18 protein-coding genes are annotated in these 14517 nt (G+C 69.7%); 7 read left to right on the forward strand and 11 right to left on the reverse strand.

What is annotated here, in order from left to right; all coding sequences use genetic code 11:
* Positions 1–67: 67 nt before the first annotated feature.
* Positions 68–259, forward strand: coding sequence for a 50S ribosomal protein L28 (rpmB, locus tag AB0M73_RS27035; protein WP_043722728.1), 192 nt, complete (start codon positions 68–70; stop codon positions 257–259).
* A 60-nt stretch (positions 260–319) separates the two neighbouring features.
* Here rpmB and AB0M73_RS27040 read toward each other — a convergent pair whose 3' ends face one another.
* Positions 320–1297, reverse strand: a complete 978-nt coding sequence (locus AB0M73_RS27040) for a bile acid:sodium symporter family protein (RefSeq protein ID WP_363895752.1) — start codon at positions 1295–1297, stop codon at positions 320–322.
* Positions 1298–1398: 101 nt separating this feature from the next.
* On the opposite strand from AB0M73_RS27040, the gene AB0M73_RS27045 reads away from it, so the two are divergent.
* Positions 1399–1617, forward strand: a complete 219-nt coding sequence (locus AB0M73_RS27045) for a DUF2277 family protein (protein ID WP_363895755.1) — start codon at positions 1399–1401, stop codon at positions 1615–1617.
* A 1-nt stretch (position 1618) separates the two neighbouring features.
* On the opposite strand, the gene AB0M73_RS27050 is transcribed toward AB0M73_RS27045, so the two are convergent.
* Together AB0M73_RS27050 and AB0M73_RS27055 are read right to left on the reverse strand one after the other, a co-directional pair.
* Complete coding sequence (locus tag AB0M73_RS27050) at positions 1619–2269, reverse strand: hypothetical protein (RefSeq protein WP_363895758.1); 651 nt, start codon at positions 2267–2269, stop codon at positions 1619–1621.
* Between the two features lie 289 nt (positions 2270–2558).
* Positions 2559–3236, reverse strand: coding sequence for a uracil-DNA glycosylase (locus tag AB0M73_RS27055; protein ID WP_043722719.1), 678 nt, complete (start codon positions 3234–3236; stop codon positions 2559–2561).
* Positions 3237–3319: 83 nt separating this feature from the next.
* Here AB0M73_RS27055 and AB0M73_RS27060 point away from each other — a divergent pair, with 83 nt between their 5' ends.
* Positions 3320–4078: a DUF5710 domain-containing protein gene (locus AB0M73_RS27060; protein WP_363895762.1), complete on the forward strand. Its 759-nt coding sequence runs from the start codon at positions 3320–3322 to the stop codon at positions 4076–4078.
* A 7-nt stretch (positions 4079–4085) separates the two neighbouring features.
* On the opposite strand, the gene AB0M73_RS27065 is transcribed toward AB0M73_RS27060, so the two are convergent.
* Positions 4086–4745 (reverse strand): VC0807 family protein, encoded by a 660-nt coding sequence (locus tag AB0M73_RS27065; RefSeq protein WP_363895765.1) that lies wholly within the window; start codon positions 4743–4745, stop codon positions 4086–4088.
* A 47-nt stretch (positions 4746–4792) separates the two neighbouring features.
* On the opposite strand from AB0M73_RS27065, the gene AB0M73_RS27070 reads away from it, so the two are divergent.
* On the forward strand, positions 4793–5371 hold the full coding sequence (locus AB0M73_RS27070; protein ID WP_363895768.1) for a helix-turn-helix transcriptional regulator: 579 nt from the start codon (positions 4793–4795) through the stop codon (positions 5369–5371).
* A 168-nt stretch (positions 5372–5539) separates the two neighbouring features.
* On the opposite strand, the gene AB0M73_RS27075 is transcribed toward AB0M73_RS27070, so the two are convergent.
* The 5 genes from AB0M73_RS27075 to AB0M73_RS27095 form a co-directional block, all read right to left on the reverse strand.
* Entirely contained in the window at positions 5540–6517 is a 978-nt protein-coding gene (locus AB0M73_RS27075; protein ID WP_363895771.1) for a bile acid:sodium symporter family protein, read from the reverse strand.
* Positions 6498–7370, reverse strand: coding sequence for an isocitrate lyase/PEP mutase family protein (locus tag AB0M73_RS27080; protein WP_363895774.1), 873 nt, complete (start codon positions 7368–7370; stop codon positions 6498–6500). Before AB0M73_RS27080 ends, AB0M73_RS27075 begins: the two co-directional genes overlap by 20 nt.
* 400 nt (positions 7371–7770) lie before the next feature.
* Complete coding sequence (locus AB0M73_RS27085; protein WP_363895777.1) at positions 7771–8703, reverse strand: hypothetical protein; 933 nt, start codon at positions 8701–8703, stop codon at positions 7771–7773.
* A gap of 32 nt (positions 8704–8735) precedes the next feature.
* Positions 8736–9257 (reverse strand): gamma carbonic anhydrase family protein, encoded by a 522-nt coding sequence (locus tag AB0M73_RS27090; protein WP_363895780.1) that lies wholly within the window; start codon positions 9255–9257, stop codon positions 8736–8738.
* A 46-nt stretch (positions 9258–9303) separates the two neighbouring features.
* The gene (locus AB0M73_RS27095; RefSeq protein WP_363895783.1) at positions 9304–10269 is read right to left on the reverse strand and encodes a thiamine-phosphate kinase; all 966 of its coding nucleotides are present in this window, start codon (positions 10267–10269) and stop codon (positions 9304–9306) included.
* A gap of 96 nt (positions 10270–10365) precedes the next feature.
* Between AB0M73_RS27095 and AB0M73_RS27100 the strand changes: the two genes are divergently transcribed.
* Both AB0M73_RS27100 and AB0M73_RS27105 read left to right on the forward strand, forming a co-directional pair.
* Positions 10366–10599, forward strand: a complete 234-nt coding sequence (locus AB0M73_RS27100; protein WP_184865781.1) for an Lrp/AsnC ligand binding domain-containing protein — start codon at positions 10366–10368, stop codon at positions 10597–10599.
* A 12-nt stretch (positions 10600–10611) separates the two neighbouring features.
* A complete protein-coding gene (locus AB0M73_RS27105) occupies positions 10612–11175 on the forward strand; it encodes a DUF3515 domain-containing protein (protein ID WP_363895787.1) in 564 nt (187 codons plus the stop codon).
* A 92-nt stretch (positions 11176–11267) separates the two neighbouring features.
* Here AB0M73_RS27105 and AB0M73_RS27110 read toward each other — a convergent pair whose 3' ends face one another.
* Positions 11268–12350 (reverse strand): D-alanine--D-alanine ligase family protein, encoded by a 1083-nt coding sequence (locus tag AB0M73_RS27110; RefSeq protein WP_363895790.1) that lies wholly within the window; start codon positions 12348–12350, stop codon positions 11268–11270.
* A 168-nt stretch (positions 12351–12518) separates the two neighbouring features.
* On the opposite strand from AB0M73_RS27110, the gene AB0M73_RS27115 reads away from it, so the two are divergent.
* The gene (locus AB0M73_RS27115) at positions 12519–13148 is read left to right on the forward strand and encodes a hypothetical protein (protein ID WP_363895793.1); all 630 of its coding nucleotides are present in this window, start codon (positions 12519–12521) and stop codon (positions 13146–13148) included.
* Here AB0M73_RS27115 and AB0M73_RS27120 read toward each other — a convergent pair.
* Positions 13079–14464 carry a PLP-dependent aminotransferase family protein gene (locus AB0M73_RS27120; RefSeq protein WP_363895796.1) on the reverse strand — a complete coding sequence of 462 codons (1386 nt, stop codon included), beginning with the start codon at positions 14462–14464 and terminating at the stop codon, positions 13079–13081. The two genes, AB0M73_RS27115 and AB0M73_RS27120, sit on opposite strands and share 70 nt — an antisense overlap.
* Positions 14465–14517: the final 53 nt, after the last annotated feature.

Raw genomic sequence — 14517 nt, forward strand, 5'->3', positions numbered from 1 at the left:
CGTACCGGTGGCAACGCTGGAGTCGGATGCCACCTGAGGACCGAAATTACTTGAAGGAGTGTCTGACATGGCTGCCGTCTGCGACGTCTGCGGCAAGGGGCCGGGCTTCGGCATGTCGGTCTCGCACTCGCACCGCCGGACCAACCGCCGGTGGAACCCGAACATCCAGTCGGTGCGCGCCAAGGTCGCGCCCGGCCAGCGTGCTCGGGTCAACGTGTGCACCTCGTGCCTGAAGGCCGGCAAGGTCGTCCGCGGCTGAGTCCGTAGATCTGCAAAAGACCCAAGGGACGAGTCCCTTGGGTCTTTTGCTGTGTCCTGATCAGGCGACGGGCGCTGGTTCCGGGCTGGGCGCGGGAGTCCGGGCGAAGCGCTGGGCCAGCCAGGCACAGACCATGAGCTGGATCTGGTGGAACAGCATCAGCGGCAGCACGATCAGTCCGACCGAGGCCGCCGGGAACAGCACACTGGCCATGGGCAGGCCGCTGGCCAGCGATTTCTTCGAGCCCGCGAACATGATCGTGATCCGGTCCTCGCGGGAGAAGCCGAGCAGCTTCGGGCCGAACCAGGTGACCGCGAGCACCACGCCCAGCAGCGCGATGTTCACGCCGACCAGGGCGAGCAGGCTCGTGATCGACAGTTGGCCCCAGATGCCGGCGACGACGCCCTCGCTGAACGCCGTGTAGACGACCAGCAGCACCGAGCCGCGGTCGACCAGGCCCAGCACCGACTTGTGCCGGCTGACGAAGCCGACCAGCCAGCGCCGGGCCAGCTGACCGAGCACGAACGGCAGCAGCAGTTGGAGCGTGATGTCGACCAGCGCGTGGCCGGAGAAGCCGCCGCCGCGGGTGGTGAGCAGCGTGCCGACCAGCAGCGGCGTGAGCACGATGCCGACCAGGTTGGAGAACGAGGCCGCGCAGATCGCCGCCGACACGTTGCCGCGGGCGATGGACGTGAAGGCGATCGAGGACTGCACCGTCGAGGGCAGGCAGCAGACGTAGAGCAGGCCGATGTACAGCTCCGGCGAGATCACGCCGGGCACCAGCACCCTCAGGCCCAGCCCGAGCAGCGGGAACAGCACGAAGGTGGCGGCGAACACGATGCCGTGCAGCCGCCAGTGCCTGATACCGGCGAGCGCGTCCTGCGGCGACAGGCGGATGCCGTACAGGAAGAACAGCAGGCCGATCGCCACCGTCGTCGCGTCGCCGAACACCGGCACCCACAGCCCACGCGCCGGCAGCAGCGAGGCCAGCGCGACCGTGCCGAGGATGGCCAGGATGTAGGGGTCGATTCGGCGCATGTCTCCAGGATCGATGCAGAACGCCAATTCGGAAACACGCTAACCGCTCTGACTGTGTTCACGAAACGTGATAAGTCAGGGTTCGCGCGCACAATGGCCCCATGTGCCGAAGCATCAAGACCCTGCGCCCGCCGTTCACCGACCACGTGACCGACGCCGACGTCCGCGCCGCCGCCCTCCAGTACGTGCGCAAGCTCTCCGGCTTCCGCGCCCCCGCCGCCCACAACGCCGAGGCCTTCGCCAAGGCCGTCGAGGCCGTCGCCGCCGCGACCGCCGAACTCCTGTCCTCCCTGGAGGTCCGCGGCCAGCACCAGCACTGAATCAGGCGCGTCGCTTCAACCGTCCGGCCGCGACCAGCGCAACCAACGCGAAGAAGATTGTTCCGTAGGCCGGGTGCTGCACACTGCCGTCCGCCCCGAGCTGCGGTTGCTGGACGACGGCGAAGATCATCCCCGTGACACCGCAGACCATGAAGCAGGCGAGCGCGGGTCGGCCCACGGTGCCGAGCCGCCTGAATGCGAGCCGGTCAGCGGCCCACAGCGCGAACATGTCCAGCGTCAGCCCGCTTCGGCCTCGCGTCGCCAACCACCAGACCATCCCGGCCGCGCCCACCACGGCCAGGCCGATCACCAAGCCGGCCATGCGGGCGCCGACCGAGTCGTCCCCGGCCACACCGAGCGCGATGCCACCGGGAACCAGCGATACCAGGGTGAGCGGACCAAAGCTCAGCAGCCACTCCCCGACCGCGCGCGGCCATCGCCTACGACGACGTCGGGCCGAGACCGCCGCCGGCAGGCTCGGCCCAGGCAGGCTCGGCGCGGACATCGCGTAGTAGTTGTTGTGGAAGTGGACGCCGCCATTGACGTCACGCCCCTGGACCACGTTGCCGTGCACGGTGCCGGACAGATCGTTGCGCATAGTGGGCCGCCGCCCGGCTTCATCGACCGGCGGCCGCGGTTGGTCACTGGTCATGGCAGCTTCCCGTCGACGCACGGCACACGTGACAGCATCGGTTCGGGGCTTTGGGCGTTACTGCCTCGGAAGATCGTCCTGCGCCGGCGTTCACGGACACGGCGCACCACCCCGCCAGGTCACCCAGCAGCACCGCCGCCACCAGGTGCGGAACGAACGGGAGCAGGCTTCAGGCCGGGTGCCGGCACGGCCTCAGCCGCCGTCCGGTCGACGGAGAAGTGTCCGTCTTGGTACACGTCACCGTGCAGGTCGTTCTTGGTCTCACCCGGCTCCGGTAAGTCCTCGTCCGTCACGGCAGCTTCCAGTCGATGGGCTGCGCGCCCTGCCTGGTCAGCAGGTCGTTGGCCCGACTGAACGGCTTCGAGCCGAAGAAACCCCGGTCCGCCGACATCGGGCTCGGATGCGCCGACTCGATGCACGGCACCCCTTGCAGCAACGGCGCCAGGCTGCGGGCGTTGCTGCCCCACAGGATTGCCACCAGCGGGGTGCGACGGGCGTGCAGTGCGCGGATGGCCTGCTCGGTGACCTGCTCCCAGCCCTTGCCCTTGTGCGAGTTCGGCCGTCCCGGCGCCACCGTCAGAGATCGGTTGAGCAGCAGCACTCCCTGCTCCGCCCACGGCGAGAGGTCGCCGTTCGACGGTCGCGGCAGGCCCAGGTCGGACTCCATCTCCGTGTAGATGTTGGCCAGGCTGCGCGGCACCGGCCGCACCTCGGGCGCCACCGAGAAGCTCAGGCCCACCGCGTGCCCCGGCGTCGGATACGGGTCCTGCCCCACGATCAGCACCCGCACGTCCGCGAACGGCTGTTTGAACGCCCGCAGCACGTTCTCCCCCGCCGGCAGGTAGGTGCGCCCCGCCGCCACCTCGGCGCGCAGGAACTCCCCCATCGCGGCTATCCGCTCCGCGACCGGCTCCAACGCCTGCGCCCAGCCGGCTTCGACAACTTCGTTCAAGGGACGGGAAACCATGGCGCGAACTGTATCCGGCGGGTCTGACACTCCCGGCGAGGACCGACGAGCGCGGCTGGGTCGATCACATGCGGGAGTGCCCAGTGACGATCTTGGATAGCCTGCCGCCTCGATCGGGCAACGACTTCACGGGAGTGGACATGGCCGACCAGCGGGTCTGGCTTGACGTGCCGTACCAGGAGAAGGACCAGGCCAAGGCCCTCGGGGCACGCTGGGATCCGTCAGCCAAGCGCTGGTACGCGGCGCGGGCCGGTGTTGACGGCCTGCAGCGGTGGGAGGCCTTGCCGGACGTCCCGACGCTGTTGCCCGGCGAGGATCGCGCCTTCGGCTCCGGGTTGTTCGTCGACCTGGTGCCGAGTTCGTGCTGGTTCACCAATGTCCGCTCCTGTGTCGACCAACGCGACTGGGAACGGTTGCGGCGCATGGTGCTCCAGCGAGCGGACAACCGCTGCGAAGGATGCGGGCGAGGCGAGGCACGCCCGGAACAGCGGTGGCTGGAGGTCCACGAACGCTGGTCGTACGACGACAGGGCCCGCGTGCAGGCGCTGCGACGGTTGATCTGCCTGTGCACCGACTGCCACCGGACCACCCACTTCGGCCTGGCTCAGGTCAAGGGGCTGGCCGAACCGGCCCTGGCCCATCTCATGGCCGTCACCGGGATGTCCCGGCCGCAGGCCAATGAGCACGTGCGCACTGCGTTCCAACTGTGGGAACAGCGGTCCAGGACCACCTGGGTGCTCGACCTTGCCATGCTCACCAGCGCGGGAGTCACGATCGTGCCACCACCGGAAGCCGCGCGGCGGGCCGCCGTCGCCGAGCAGACTCTTCGAACTCGGCGCTGACGGCCGGTCACGTCTGTTCGAGCAGCCGGTCGATGATTTTCCGGGGGCGTTGGATGAGCACGGCGCTCACGGCGACCAGGGCCCCGCACATCACGAAGGTGAGGATGTTGCTGACGTCGACGGCATGGGCGATGGCGTCGTCCGGCGCCGCGAGGAGAAGGTACGTCTTGGTCACGCCGGTGACGACCATGGTCAGACCGAGTGCGGCCGTGAGCAGTCGCTGCCACCGGCGGTATTCGGGCACCTCCCGCCACGCGCGCTCGAAGGCCTGTTCCCGTTTGAGGTCCCCGAAGGTGGCGAGGGACTTCGTGCTCGCGTGCGCCAGCGGCGTTCGGTAGACGAGGGTGACGAGACAGAACAGGCCGGCAATGAGGATGTACGCCGCCTCGCGCAGTGCGGCTATGCGGGGGCTGAGCGTCGCCAGTGAGAGCGTGATCGTCGCGGCGATCTCGCACAGCACCAGGAATCCGATCAGGTCGATCCGTCGACGGCGGACCGTGACCACCAACGCAATGACGGCGACGCCGATGGCCGGCGCCGTCAGCGCCCAGAAGACCCCGACGTCGAAGGCGCGCAGGAGGTAGTAGCCACCGACGGACAGGGCGATCTCCAGCGTGCTGGACACCAGGCCGCCGGCTCGCGGCGACCGTTGCGCAACGGATGACATCGGAACTCTCCCCACTTAGTACGTACTGGACTAGTACACTACGTACTATGGCACTCCGTGGGCACCTGTCGCCCGTCGCGATCGCGGTTCTGGCCCTACTGGCCGAGGAGCCGATGCACACCTATCGGATGCAGCAGCTGATGCAGGATCGCGGCGTCGGCCTCGTGGTCAACGTGCGCAACCGCTCCGGCCTCCACTCCGCCATCGAGCGCCTGACCCGCGACGACCTCATCCGCGTCCGTGCTGTCGAACGCGACGCCCGCCACCCCGAGCGCACCGTCCACGAGCTCACGCCCCATGGCCGCCAGTCCCTGTTGACCGGCCTGCGCGACAACATCGCCGCCCCCGCACAGGAGTTCCCCCTGTTTCCCGCCGTGGTGTCCTTCCTGCACCTGCTCAGCCCCCAGGACGCGCGAACCCACCTGGAACTGCGAGCCGACGCACTGCAACGGCGGCTGACCGAAACGCAGGCGGTGCTCACCGCCTCACGCGAGCACAGCGTGCCTCGACTCCACCTGCTTGAGCACGAATACCTCGAGTCCGCCATCTCGGCGGAACTGGCTTGGGTGCGAACAGTGTCCCGCGATATCAACGCCGGCACCCTGACCTGGGAGCAGTACGCCTGACACGACGCAGGTCCGCCAGACGCGGTCGGCCGCCACAGAGGGCGGCGCGTGGCGGGTGGCGCGAACAAGCTTGTGAATCCCTGTCACCAAGCCGAGAAACCGGGGAGAGGGGCCGGGTGGGTGGTCGGTGGCCAGGACAGGACCCCACGACCGAACCCACCCGGCGCCTCAGGCGCTGGCCAGCGCGACGGCTTCCTTGCGTGCGCCGTACCGTCGGGCGAGCCAGGCGCACACCATGAGCTGCAGCTGATGGAAGAGCATCAGCGGCAGGACGGCCAGGCCCACGGTGGCGGCGGGGAAGAGCACCGTGCCCATGGGCAGGCCGCTGGCGAGGGACTTCTTGGAGCCGCAGAAGACGATGGCGATCTCGTCCTCGGCGGAGAAGCGCAGCCGGCGGGCGGCGAAGGTGGTCGCGAGCATGACGACGGCCAACAGGACGGCGTTGACGGCCAGCAGCACGACCAGGGACAGCCAGGACAGACGGCCCCAGATGCCGGCCACCACGCCCTCGCTGAAGGCGGCGTAGACGACCAGGAGGATGGAGCCCCGGTCGACGTAGCCGAGGATCTTCTTGTGGCGGGTGAGGAAGCCGCCGATCCACCGGCGGAGCAGCTGCCCGGCGACGAAGGGGGCCAACAGCTGCATCATGATGTCCCGCACGGCGCCGAAGGAGAGGCCGCCGCTGCTGGTGAACAGGAAAACGGTGACCAGCAGCGGCGTGAGCACGATGCCGACGAGGTTGGAGAAGGAGGCGCTGCAGATGGCGGCGGCGACGTTGCCGCGGGCGATGGAGGTGAAGGCGATGGAGGACTGGACGGTGGAGGGCAGGCAACACAGGAACATCAGGCCGGCCCACAGGTCCGGGGGCAGCGCCCACGGCACGAGCAGCCTGCAGAGCAGGCCCAGCAAGGGAAACAGCACGAAGGTGGCCGTGAAGACCAGGCCGTGCAGCCGCCAGTGCTTGAGGCCGTCCAGCGCCTCACGGGTGGAAAGCCTGGCCCCGTAGAGGAAGAACAGCATGCCGATGGCGATCGTGGTCGCGTGGCCGAAGCCGGTGGCCACCGCCCCGCTCGCCGGGAGCAGCGAGGCGACGGCCACCGTCAACAGCAACGCCACGATGTAGGGGTCAACCCGCAACCGTGACATCGCGCCGGTCCAGCTTGGGGTGGTGCCGGGAGATGTTGCGCTCCAACAGGTCGATGGAAGCGGCGACACCGACGTCACCTTCGGAGACCTCGGGCAGGCGGCCGTCGTTGGCCCGCAGCTCCAGCAGGGCGTTGTCGATGGCGGTGTGCGCGGCGAACAGGCAGGGCGTGGAGTAGATGGCCACGTTGACGCCGAGGTCCTCGAGCTCGGTGAGGGACAGGCGCGGCGACTTGCCGCCGGCGATCTGGTTGAACAGCAGGGGCTTGTCGCCGATGACGGCACGCACCTTGCTGATCCACTCGACGGAGCGCACGCCGTCGACCAGCAGCACGTCGGCGTCGGTCTGGGCCAGCGCCTCGGCCCGGCGCAGGATCTCGGACTCCTCGGTGGCGTCGGTGCGGGCGACGACCACGAGGTCCTTGCGGGTCTCCAGCACGAGGTTGAGCTTCTCCAGGTACTCCTCGAGCGGGAGGATCTGCTTGCCGTCGACGTGACCGCAGCGGCGCGGCCGCTTCTGGTCCTCCAGGATCACGCCGGAGGCGCCGATGCGCTCCAGGTTCTCCACGACGTGGCAGGCGACCTCGGGGTCGACGTAGCCGTCGTCGATGTCCACGAGCAGGTGCTGCTGGGGGAAGGCCAGCCGCAGCCGCTGCACGAAGTTGACCATGTCCGGCCATGCGATGAAGCCGATGTCCGGCAGCCCGTAGTAGGACGCGGCGAAACCGAAGCCGGAGACGAACATGCCGCCGTAGTGTTGCGCGGACAGCGACGCGGAGAACATGTCGAACACGCCGATCAGCGGCGTGATGCTGTCGCTTTGCACATCGCGGCGCAGAGCGCTGCCGTAAGTCATGCGTAAACCCCTTTGAATGAGCGAAGACGTCTCATTGCCCCACAGTGAGATGCATTCGAACCGCGAAGGTCAAGAGAACATTACCTTGACCGTCGCGTCTGACGGTAGTGACCGGGGATCGGGACAGCCAGCGTCCGATCGGGCAGACATCCCACGTGAGCATCACTCACGGTAGCTAGATGCCACTCTTATGCAGTAATGACCGCCGCGCCTCCGACCTGGCCGGGAAGCGCGAGAAAGTCAAACGTAAAATCTGGGTAAAATACGTGGGTGAGGTGGAACACCGATTGGTCTTACCGTGCTCCACGATCAGAAGGGCGGCAAACGGAAAACACGGTAAAACGCGCACGATCGGCACCACCATAGTCCGACCGAGTGACTCTCACATGTACCGAGAGTGTCAGCGCAGGCGACCACTCACACGCGTGAGCACAACGGCCGGCCAATCTGCGCCGTAAAGAAGTATTTCGACGTCACCGGGCGCGTCGGGATCCATGCGCCACTTCTGCCGCACGGCGGCCAGGGCGGCCAGCGGACGGGTGGCCAGCCGGCGCGCGGACCACGGCAGCCGGGCGTGCGCGAGCAGGGTGCCCTCGTCCGGATCGGCCAGCACGACGCGGGTCCAGTCGCCCCGGACGGGCAGCAGCCGCACGTCCGTCCAATCAGGACCATCCTGCAACCACTGGGTGGCCGTGGCGGCCTTGTTCCGCATGCGCAGCGAGACCAGCACCGGCGCGGTCGGACCGGGCGCCTGGAACACGTGGCCGAACTGTCGCGGGCGCAGGAACTTGCGCCCCTTCGGTTGGTACGGCAGAGACAACGGCAGCACCTGCTCGTCGCCGTCGAGCACGAGCACGCAGTGCCCGCCATGGTCGACGTCACCGAGCAGCACAGCGGGCGCCGGCTCGCCGTCCACGCGCAGCGCCCCGAGGTCGATGCCGTCGGGCACGCCGAACAGCTGGTCGACATGGCCGCCCTGGTCGGCGGCGATGGAGATCTCCGGCAGCGCCCGGCCACCCGGGCTGTACCACCGCATCTGGGCGTACACACGGCGCTGCGGCTCGCGGTGCGCCACCAGGGAGATGAGCTCGTTGCGACGGGGTTCGCGGGCGCTGTCACCGCGAATGAGGGACAGGCCGGTCACGCCGAGGGCGACGGCGGACCCGACCAGGACCAGCCACAACGGCAGCCACACGGACACCAGGGCGAGAACGGCCGCGCCGACGAGGCGTAACCACAGGGGCACACGGGAGTGGGTGATCGGCGGTGGCGCATCGAAGCGGGCCGGCAGAACCAGCTCATCTGGTAACGCGTCGTCCTCGGCGGTGGCCACAACGCCCCTTTCCAGTGTCCCTCGGAAGGGTACTAGTCGAGGCGGCGAAGTCCGTGGCGATACGCCCGCGCGTTGCCGACATAAAGCTCGACGATGCCCTTGGTCATGTCCTCGGGGACCTCGTGCCCCTCACGGACGCGCGCCGGCACACCCAGCGCCATCGCCCGCGGCGGCACGACTCCGTTGAACGACACCACCGCGCCCGCGCCGACCACCGCGCCGTCACCGATGACGGAACCGTTGAGCACCACCGAACCCGAGGCGATCAGGCAGCGGTCGCCGACCGTCGCCCCCTCGACGTGCGCGTTGTGCCCGACCACGCAGTCGGAGCCGATGGTGGTGGTGTGGAACTGGGTGCAGTGCAGCACCGTGCCGTCCTGGATGCTGGTGCGCTCCCCGACGGTGATCGTCCCGTAGTCGCCGCGCAGCACGGCGTGCGGCCACACCGAGGAGTCGGCGCCGATGGTCACCGAGCCGATCACGGTGGCGTCCGGATGCACATAGGCGTCCGGGTGGACGGACGGGACGAGATCACCCAACGCGTAAATGGCCACGGGGAAGTTTCCTTTGCTCAGTTTCCTTTGCCGGCGCTGTCGCGGGTCAACGCCAGTGCTCCCAGCCCGAGGTGCCCTCGTACGGCCGGCCGTCCACGGTCACGCCGGCGCCGCGGCGCACGGTGCCGATGGTGGTCCAGCCGTCGGGCACGTCGGCCGGCTCGGGGAAGGTGGCGGCCAGGGCGTGGTCCTCGCCGCCGGTGAGCACCCAGTGCCGCGGGTTCGCGCCGAGCGCCGAGCCGACGTCGATCAGCCGCTGGTGCACGGGCAGCAGATCGGTGCGGATGTCGATCGCCACGCCCGAGGCTTCCGCGATGTGGCCGACGTCACTGAGCAGCCCGTCGGAGACGTCGAGCATGGCCGACGCCCCCGCCTCGGCCGCCTGCGGTCCGGCGCCGTAGGGCGGCTCCGGCGCCTGCTGCGCGCCGACGATCGCCACCGGCGATCGGAAGCCACGTCCGAGCACCGCCAAGCCGGCCGCCGCCCACCCGAGCCGCCCGCACACGGCGAGCACGTCGCCGGGGGCGGCGCCCGATCGGGTAACCGGAGCCAGTCCTCGCATGTCACCGAGGGCTGTAATCGATATCACCACGGTCGGGCAGCTGACCATGTCGCCGCCGACCACGCCCGCGCCGGCCCGGCGGGCCTCCTCCCAGAGGCCGTTGGTGATGCCGTCGATCAGCGCGGTCGGTGTGTCGGCGGGGCAGGCCATGCCCACCAGGAGAGCGGTCGGGGCGGCCCCCATGGCGGCGACGTCGGCCAGATTGACCGCGGCCGCCTTACGCCCGACCTGCTCGGGAGACGACCAGTCCAGTCGGAAGTGGACACCCTCGACGAGCACGTCCGTGCTGGCCACCACCCGACCGTCGGGGGCAGCCACCACCGCGGCGTCGTCGCCGGGGCCGAGCAGGGTCGTGGACGGCTGCGTGCGGCCGCGCGTGACCCTCCTGATGAGACCGAACTCACCCACTCCGGCGACCGTGTCCGCGTCTGGGGGCGGCTCCGGGCGCACAATTGCCTCCGATCATGAGCAGTCGGAACCCCGACTGAGGTACGTTCTGGCCACGTTCCTACCCCGTGCCGGCTGATCGAGACGAAGGGGCGCGCCGTGGTCCACGCGTACATCCTGATCCAAACCGAGGTCGGAAAGGCGGCTGCGGTCGCAGCTGAGATCTCCGGCATACCCGGCGTCACCACGGCGGAGGACGTCACCGGCCCCTACGACGTGATCGTGCGCGCCGACGCCGACACCGTCGACCAGCTGGGTCAGCTGGTCGTGGCCCGGATCCAGAACGTGGAGGGCATCACCCGGACCCTGACGTGTCCGGTCGTGCACCTGTGATGGAGTAGCGGGGTGAGCGCCACCCCGTCCAAGCCCGTGCTGGCCGCCGCGATCGGCCTGCCGGCGCTGCTCGCCGTCGTCGTGGCGGCGATCGGCGTGATCGGCGGGCCGGCCGCGGCGCCGCCGTCCGGCGACCAGAGCGACAGGACCGGCCCGCTGGCGCTGGTCTCCATCGACGCGCCCGATGCCGGCAAGCCGGCGTGCGGCGACCTGATCAAGGCGCTGCCGCAGCAGATCACCGACGCCGGCGCCACGGTGCCGCGACGTGAGCTGGCCAAGCCCGCCCCGCCGGCCACCGTCGCCTGGGGCGATGCGCAGCACGAGCCCATCGTCCTGCGCTGCGGCATCGGCCGTCCACCCGAGCTGACGCAGACCGCGCAGCTGGGCGGCGTGAACGGCGTGCAGTGGCTGGACGTCGTGGGCGACGCCGGCACGGTGACCCACTACGTCGTCGACCGCTCGGTGTACATCGCGCTCACGGAGGCCAAGGACACCGGCACCGGTCCGGTGCAGGCCGTGTCCGCCGCGGTCACCGCCACCCTGCCCGCGCAACCGGTCGCCCCCAATCCGGGCTGACCCCGCCCAATCCTCATGCAGGGAAGGACGCCTTACCCTCGTTGAACGAGGGTAAGGCGTCCTTCCCTGCATGAAGATGGGGGTGGTGACGGTCAGCGGAGGCCGGTGCCGCGGGCGATGGCGGTCTCGACGAGGGTGGTCAGCAACGTCGGGTAGTCGAGGCCGGTGACGGCCCACATCTTGGGGTACATGGACACGTTGGTGAAGCCGGGCATGGTGTTCAGCTCGTTGATCACCAGCTGGTTGTCCGGGGTGACGAAGAAGTCGACGCGGGCCAGGCCCTGGCAGTCCAGGGCGGTGAACGCCCTGACGGCCATCTCCCGCAGCCGGGTGGTGACGTCGTCGTCCAGCTTGGCCGGGATGTCGAACTCGCAGGCCTCGTCGGTGTCGAGGTACTTGGAGTCGAAGTCGTACCAGTCGACGGTGTCGCTGATCATGCGGATCTCGGCCGGCAGCGAGGCCTCGACGCGGCCGTCGGGGAACTCGAGGACGCCGCACTCGATCTCACGGCCGACGATGGCCGCCTCGACCAACACCTTGGGGTCGACGGCCCGCGCGAACTCGATGGCCGCGTCCAGGTCGTCCCACGACGTGACCTTGGTGATGCCGGTGGAGGAGCCGGCGCGGGCCGGCTTCACGAACACGGGCAGCCCGAGCCGGTCGCGTTCGGCCTGCGCCAGCGTCTTCTCGCGGCGCGGCACGACGGCGTACGGACCGACCGGCAGACCCTCGGCCAGCAGGAGCTTCTTGGTGTACTCCTTGTCCATGGCCACCGCGCTGGCCAGCACACCCGGCCCCACGTACGGAATGTCGGCCAGTTCCAGCAGGCCCTGGATGGTGCCGTCCTCGCCGTAGGCGCCGTGCAGCACCGGGAAGACGACGTCGACCTCCGCCAGCGCCTCGCCGCCGCGGGCCGGCTCCAGCGCGATCAGGTTGTGGTTGACCAGCGTGAGCTCCGCACCCGAGTCGACCTCGGGCATCGTGCGGCCGGTGACGGCGAGCTGGTCGGCCGAGCCCAGCACCCAGGCGCCCTCGGTGGTGATGCCGACCGGCACCACCTCGTAGCGCTCCCGGTCCAGGTGTCTGAGCACGCTGCCGGCGGACACGCACGACACGCCGTGCTCGGTGCTGCGGCCGCCGAACACCACGGCGACGCGAATCCTGGGCTGGTTCATAGGCAGCGACCATACCCGGCTGGCCGAAGGGTGGCGCTGGGCCACCAAATTGTCGCTCTCCGTGGTGAATTCACACCCGGAGCTGTCTGCGCCTGTCGACATCGCTGCCCTCCCACCTAGGGGTGCTCACGGATGTCAGACGCCCCAGCCCGCCCCAGAGTTGTTGGCATGACGGCAAAAAGATGGCGGCAGCTGGCGCTGTGGCTGCACGTGGTGTCCGGCGTGGGCTGGCTCGCGCAGGCGTTGGCGCTGGTCAGCCTGCTCACGTTCGGACTGGCCCGTCCGGCGCAGCTGCCGGCGGCGGTGGCCATGGCCAACCGGCTGGACATGACCTTGTTGGCGCAGGCGGCGAACGTGTCCACATTCACGGGTTTCATGCTGGCCGCCGCCACGGCGTGGGGATTCTTCAAGCACTGGTGGGTTCTGGCCAAGTTCGCCATCTCGACGGTGCAGCTGTATCTGGGCATCTTCGTGCTGGCGCCGGCGCTGCGCGAGGGCCATCCGACGGTGCTGATGCCGATCGGCGCGGCGCTGATGGCGGGCGCGATCGCCTTCCAGGCCTGGGTTTCCGTCGCCAAGCCCTGGGGTCGCACTCCCCTGTACGCGAAGCTGCCGACCGCGCCGGGGTGGGTGTTCGCGGCGATCACGTTGGTGCCGCTGGCCGATCTGGCCATCGGCTACGCGCTGGGCTACCCGATGCCCGCGCTGAGCCTGCTGTTCCTCATCGGCTACGTGGTGAGGAGGTCGATGAGCGGCGGCAGGACACTGATGAGCTGGTCACGGGAGCAGGCCGTGTAGCCGATCGCGACGCCGTGCCAACGGGACGGCCCGGTGTGATGGCGTTCGAGGCCGTCCATGCGGACGCCGAGGCGGGTGGCCTGGTGCACCACCGAACGTTCCTTCTCGATGGACGGCAGCAGCACCACCACGTGCGAGCCGGCGTCGTCGCCGAGCACCGGAATCCCGGCCGCACGAAGGGTTTCCACCACGAGCACCCGCCGCTCGGACAGCTCGCGGCGCAGCCGCCGCAGGTGCCGGCCGAGATCTCCGTTGCGTGCCAACTCGACCAGCACCCGCTGCCCGGCCGGGGCCGGTCCGGTGCCGGTGCGCTCCCGGTAGGCCAGCAGCGTGCCGGCGACCTCCGGCGGCCCGACGAGCCAACCGGCGCCGAGCGTCGGGGTGAGGATCTTGCTGGTGGTGCCCAGATGCACGACGACATCCGGCGCCAACGCGGCCAGCAGCGGCAGCGGGGCCACGTCGTAGCGGAGTTCGCCGTCGTAGTCGTCCTCGATGATCAGCCAGCCCTCGCGGCGGGCCCGTTCCACCAGCGCCACGCGACGGGCCGCCGGCAGCCGGCTGCCCAGCGGGTACTGGTGCGCCGGCGAGCAGTAGACGGCCCGGATGCCGGACGGGATCTGGTCGACCAGGATGCCGTCGCGGTCGAGCGGCGCCGGCAGCACCTGGACGCCGACGGCCTTCAATGCCTCGACCGTTCGCCGGTAACCGGGTTCCTCCACGGCGACGGTGTCGCCGGGTTGGAACACGCTGACCGCCAACTCGGCGACGGCGGCGCTGGTGCCGCCGGTGGCCAGCACGGCTTCGGTCGCGAGCCCTCCTCGGATCGTCAGACCCCGATGCCGCAGCAGGTGTTCGGCCACCGCCTCGCGGTATTCGGGCAGCCCGGCCGGATGGTGCCGTACCAACGGCTCGTTGTCGGCGGCGGCCCGCCACGCCCGACGCCAGGCGGCACGGTCGAGGCCGCCGACCCAGGGCCGGCCCAGTTCCAGGGAAACAAGGTCCGGCGACGGGGCGTCGGTGCGGGGGCGACCGGACGGCACGGGCGAGGATCCCGGCGGCGCGGTCGTCACGTATGTGCCGGAGCCGTGCTTGCCGACGATCCAGCCCTCGGCCAGCAGCTGGTCGTAGGCGGCGGCGGTGACGGTGCGGCTGACCTTGAGGTGGCTGGCCATGGTCCGGGTCGACGGCAGGCGGTCGCCGGCCCGCAGCTGCCCGGCCGCCGCGGCCGCGCGCAGGGCGTCGGCCAGCTGCACGGCCAGCGGGGTGCGGGCCTCGCGGTCCAGCGTGATGAGCAGGGCGTCGTCCGACTCCGGCAAAGTGGCCTTCTCAATTCGGGAAGCAGTGGCTCTTTCATGATGCCACTTGCCGG

The organism is Kutzneria sp. NPDC051319 (assembly GCF_040682195.1).
In the GTDB taxonomy this organism is placed as follows: Bacteria; Actinomycetota; Actinomycetes; order Mycobacteriales; family Pseudonocardiaceae; genus Kutzneria.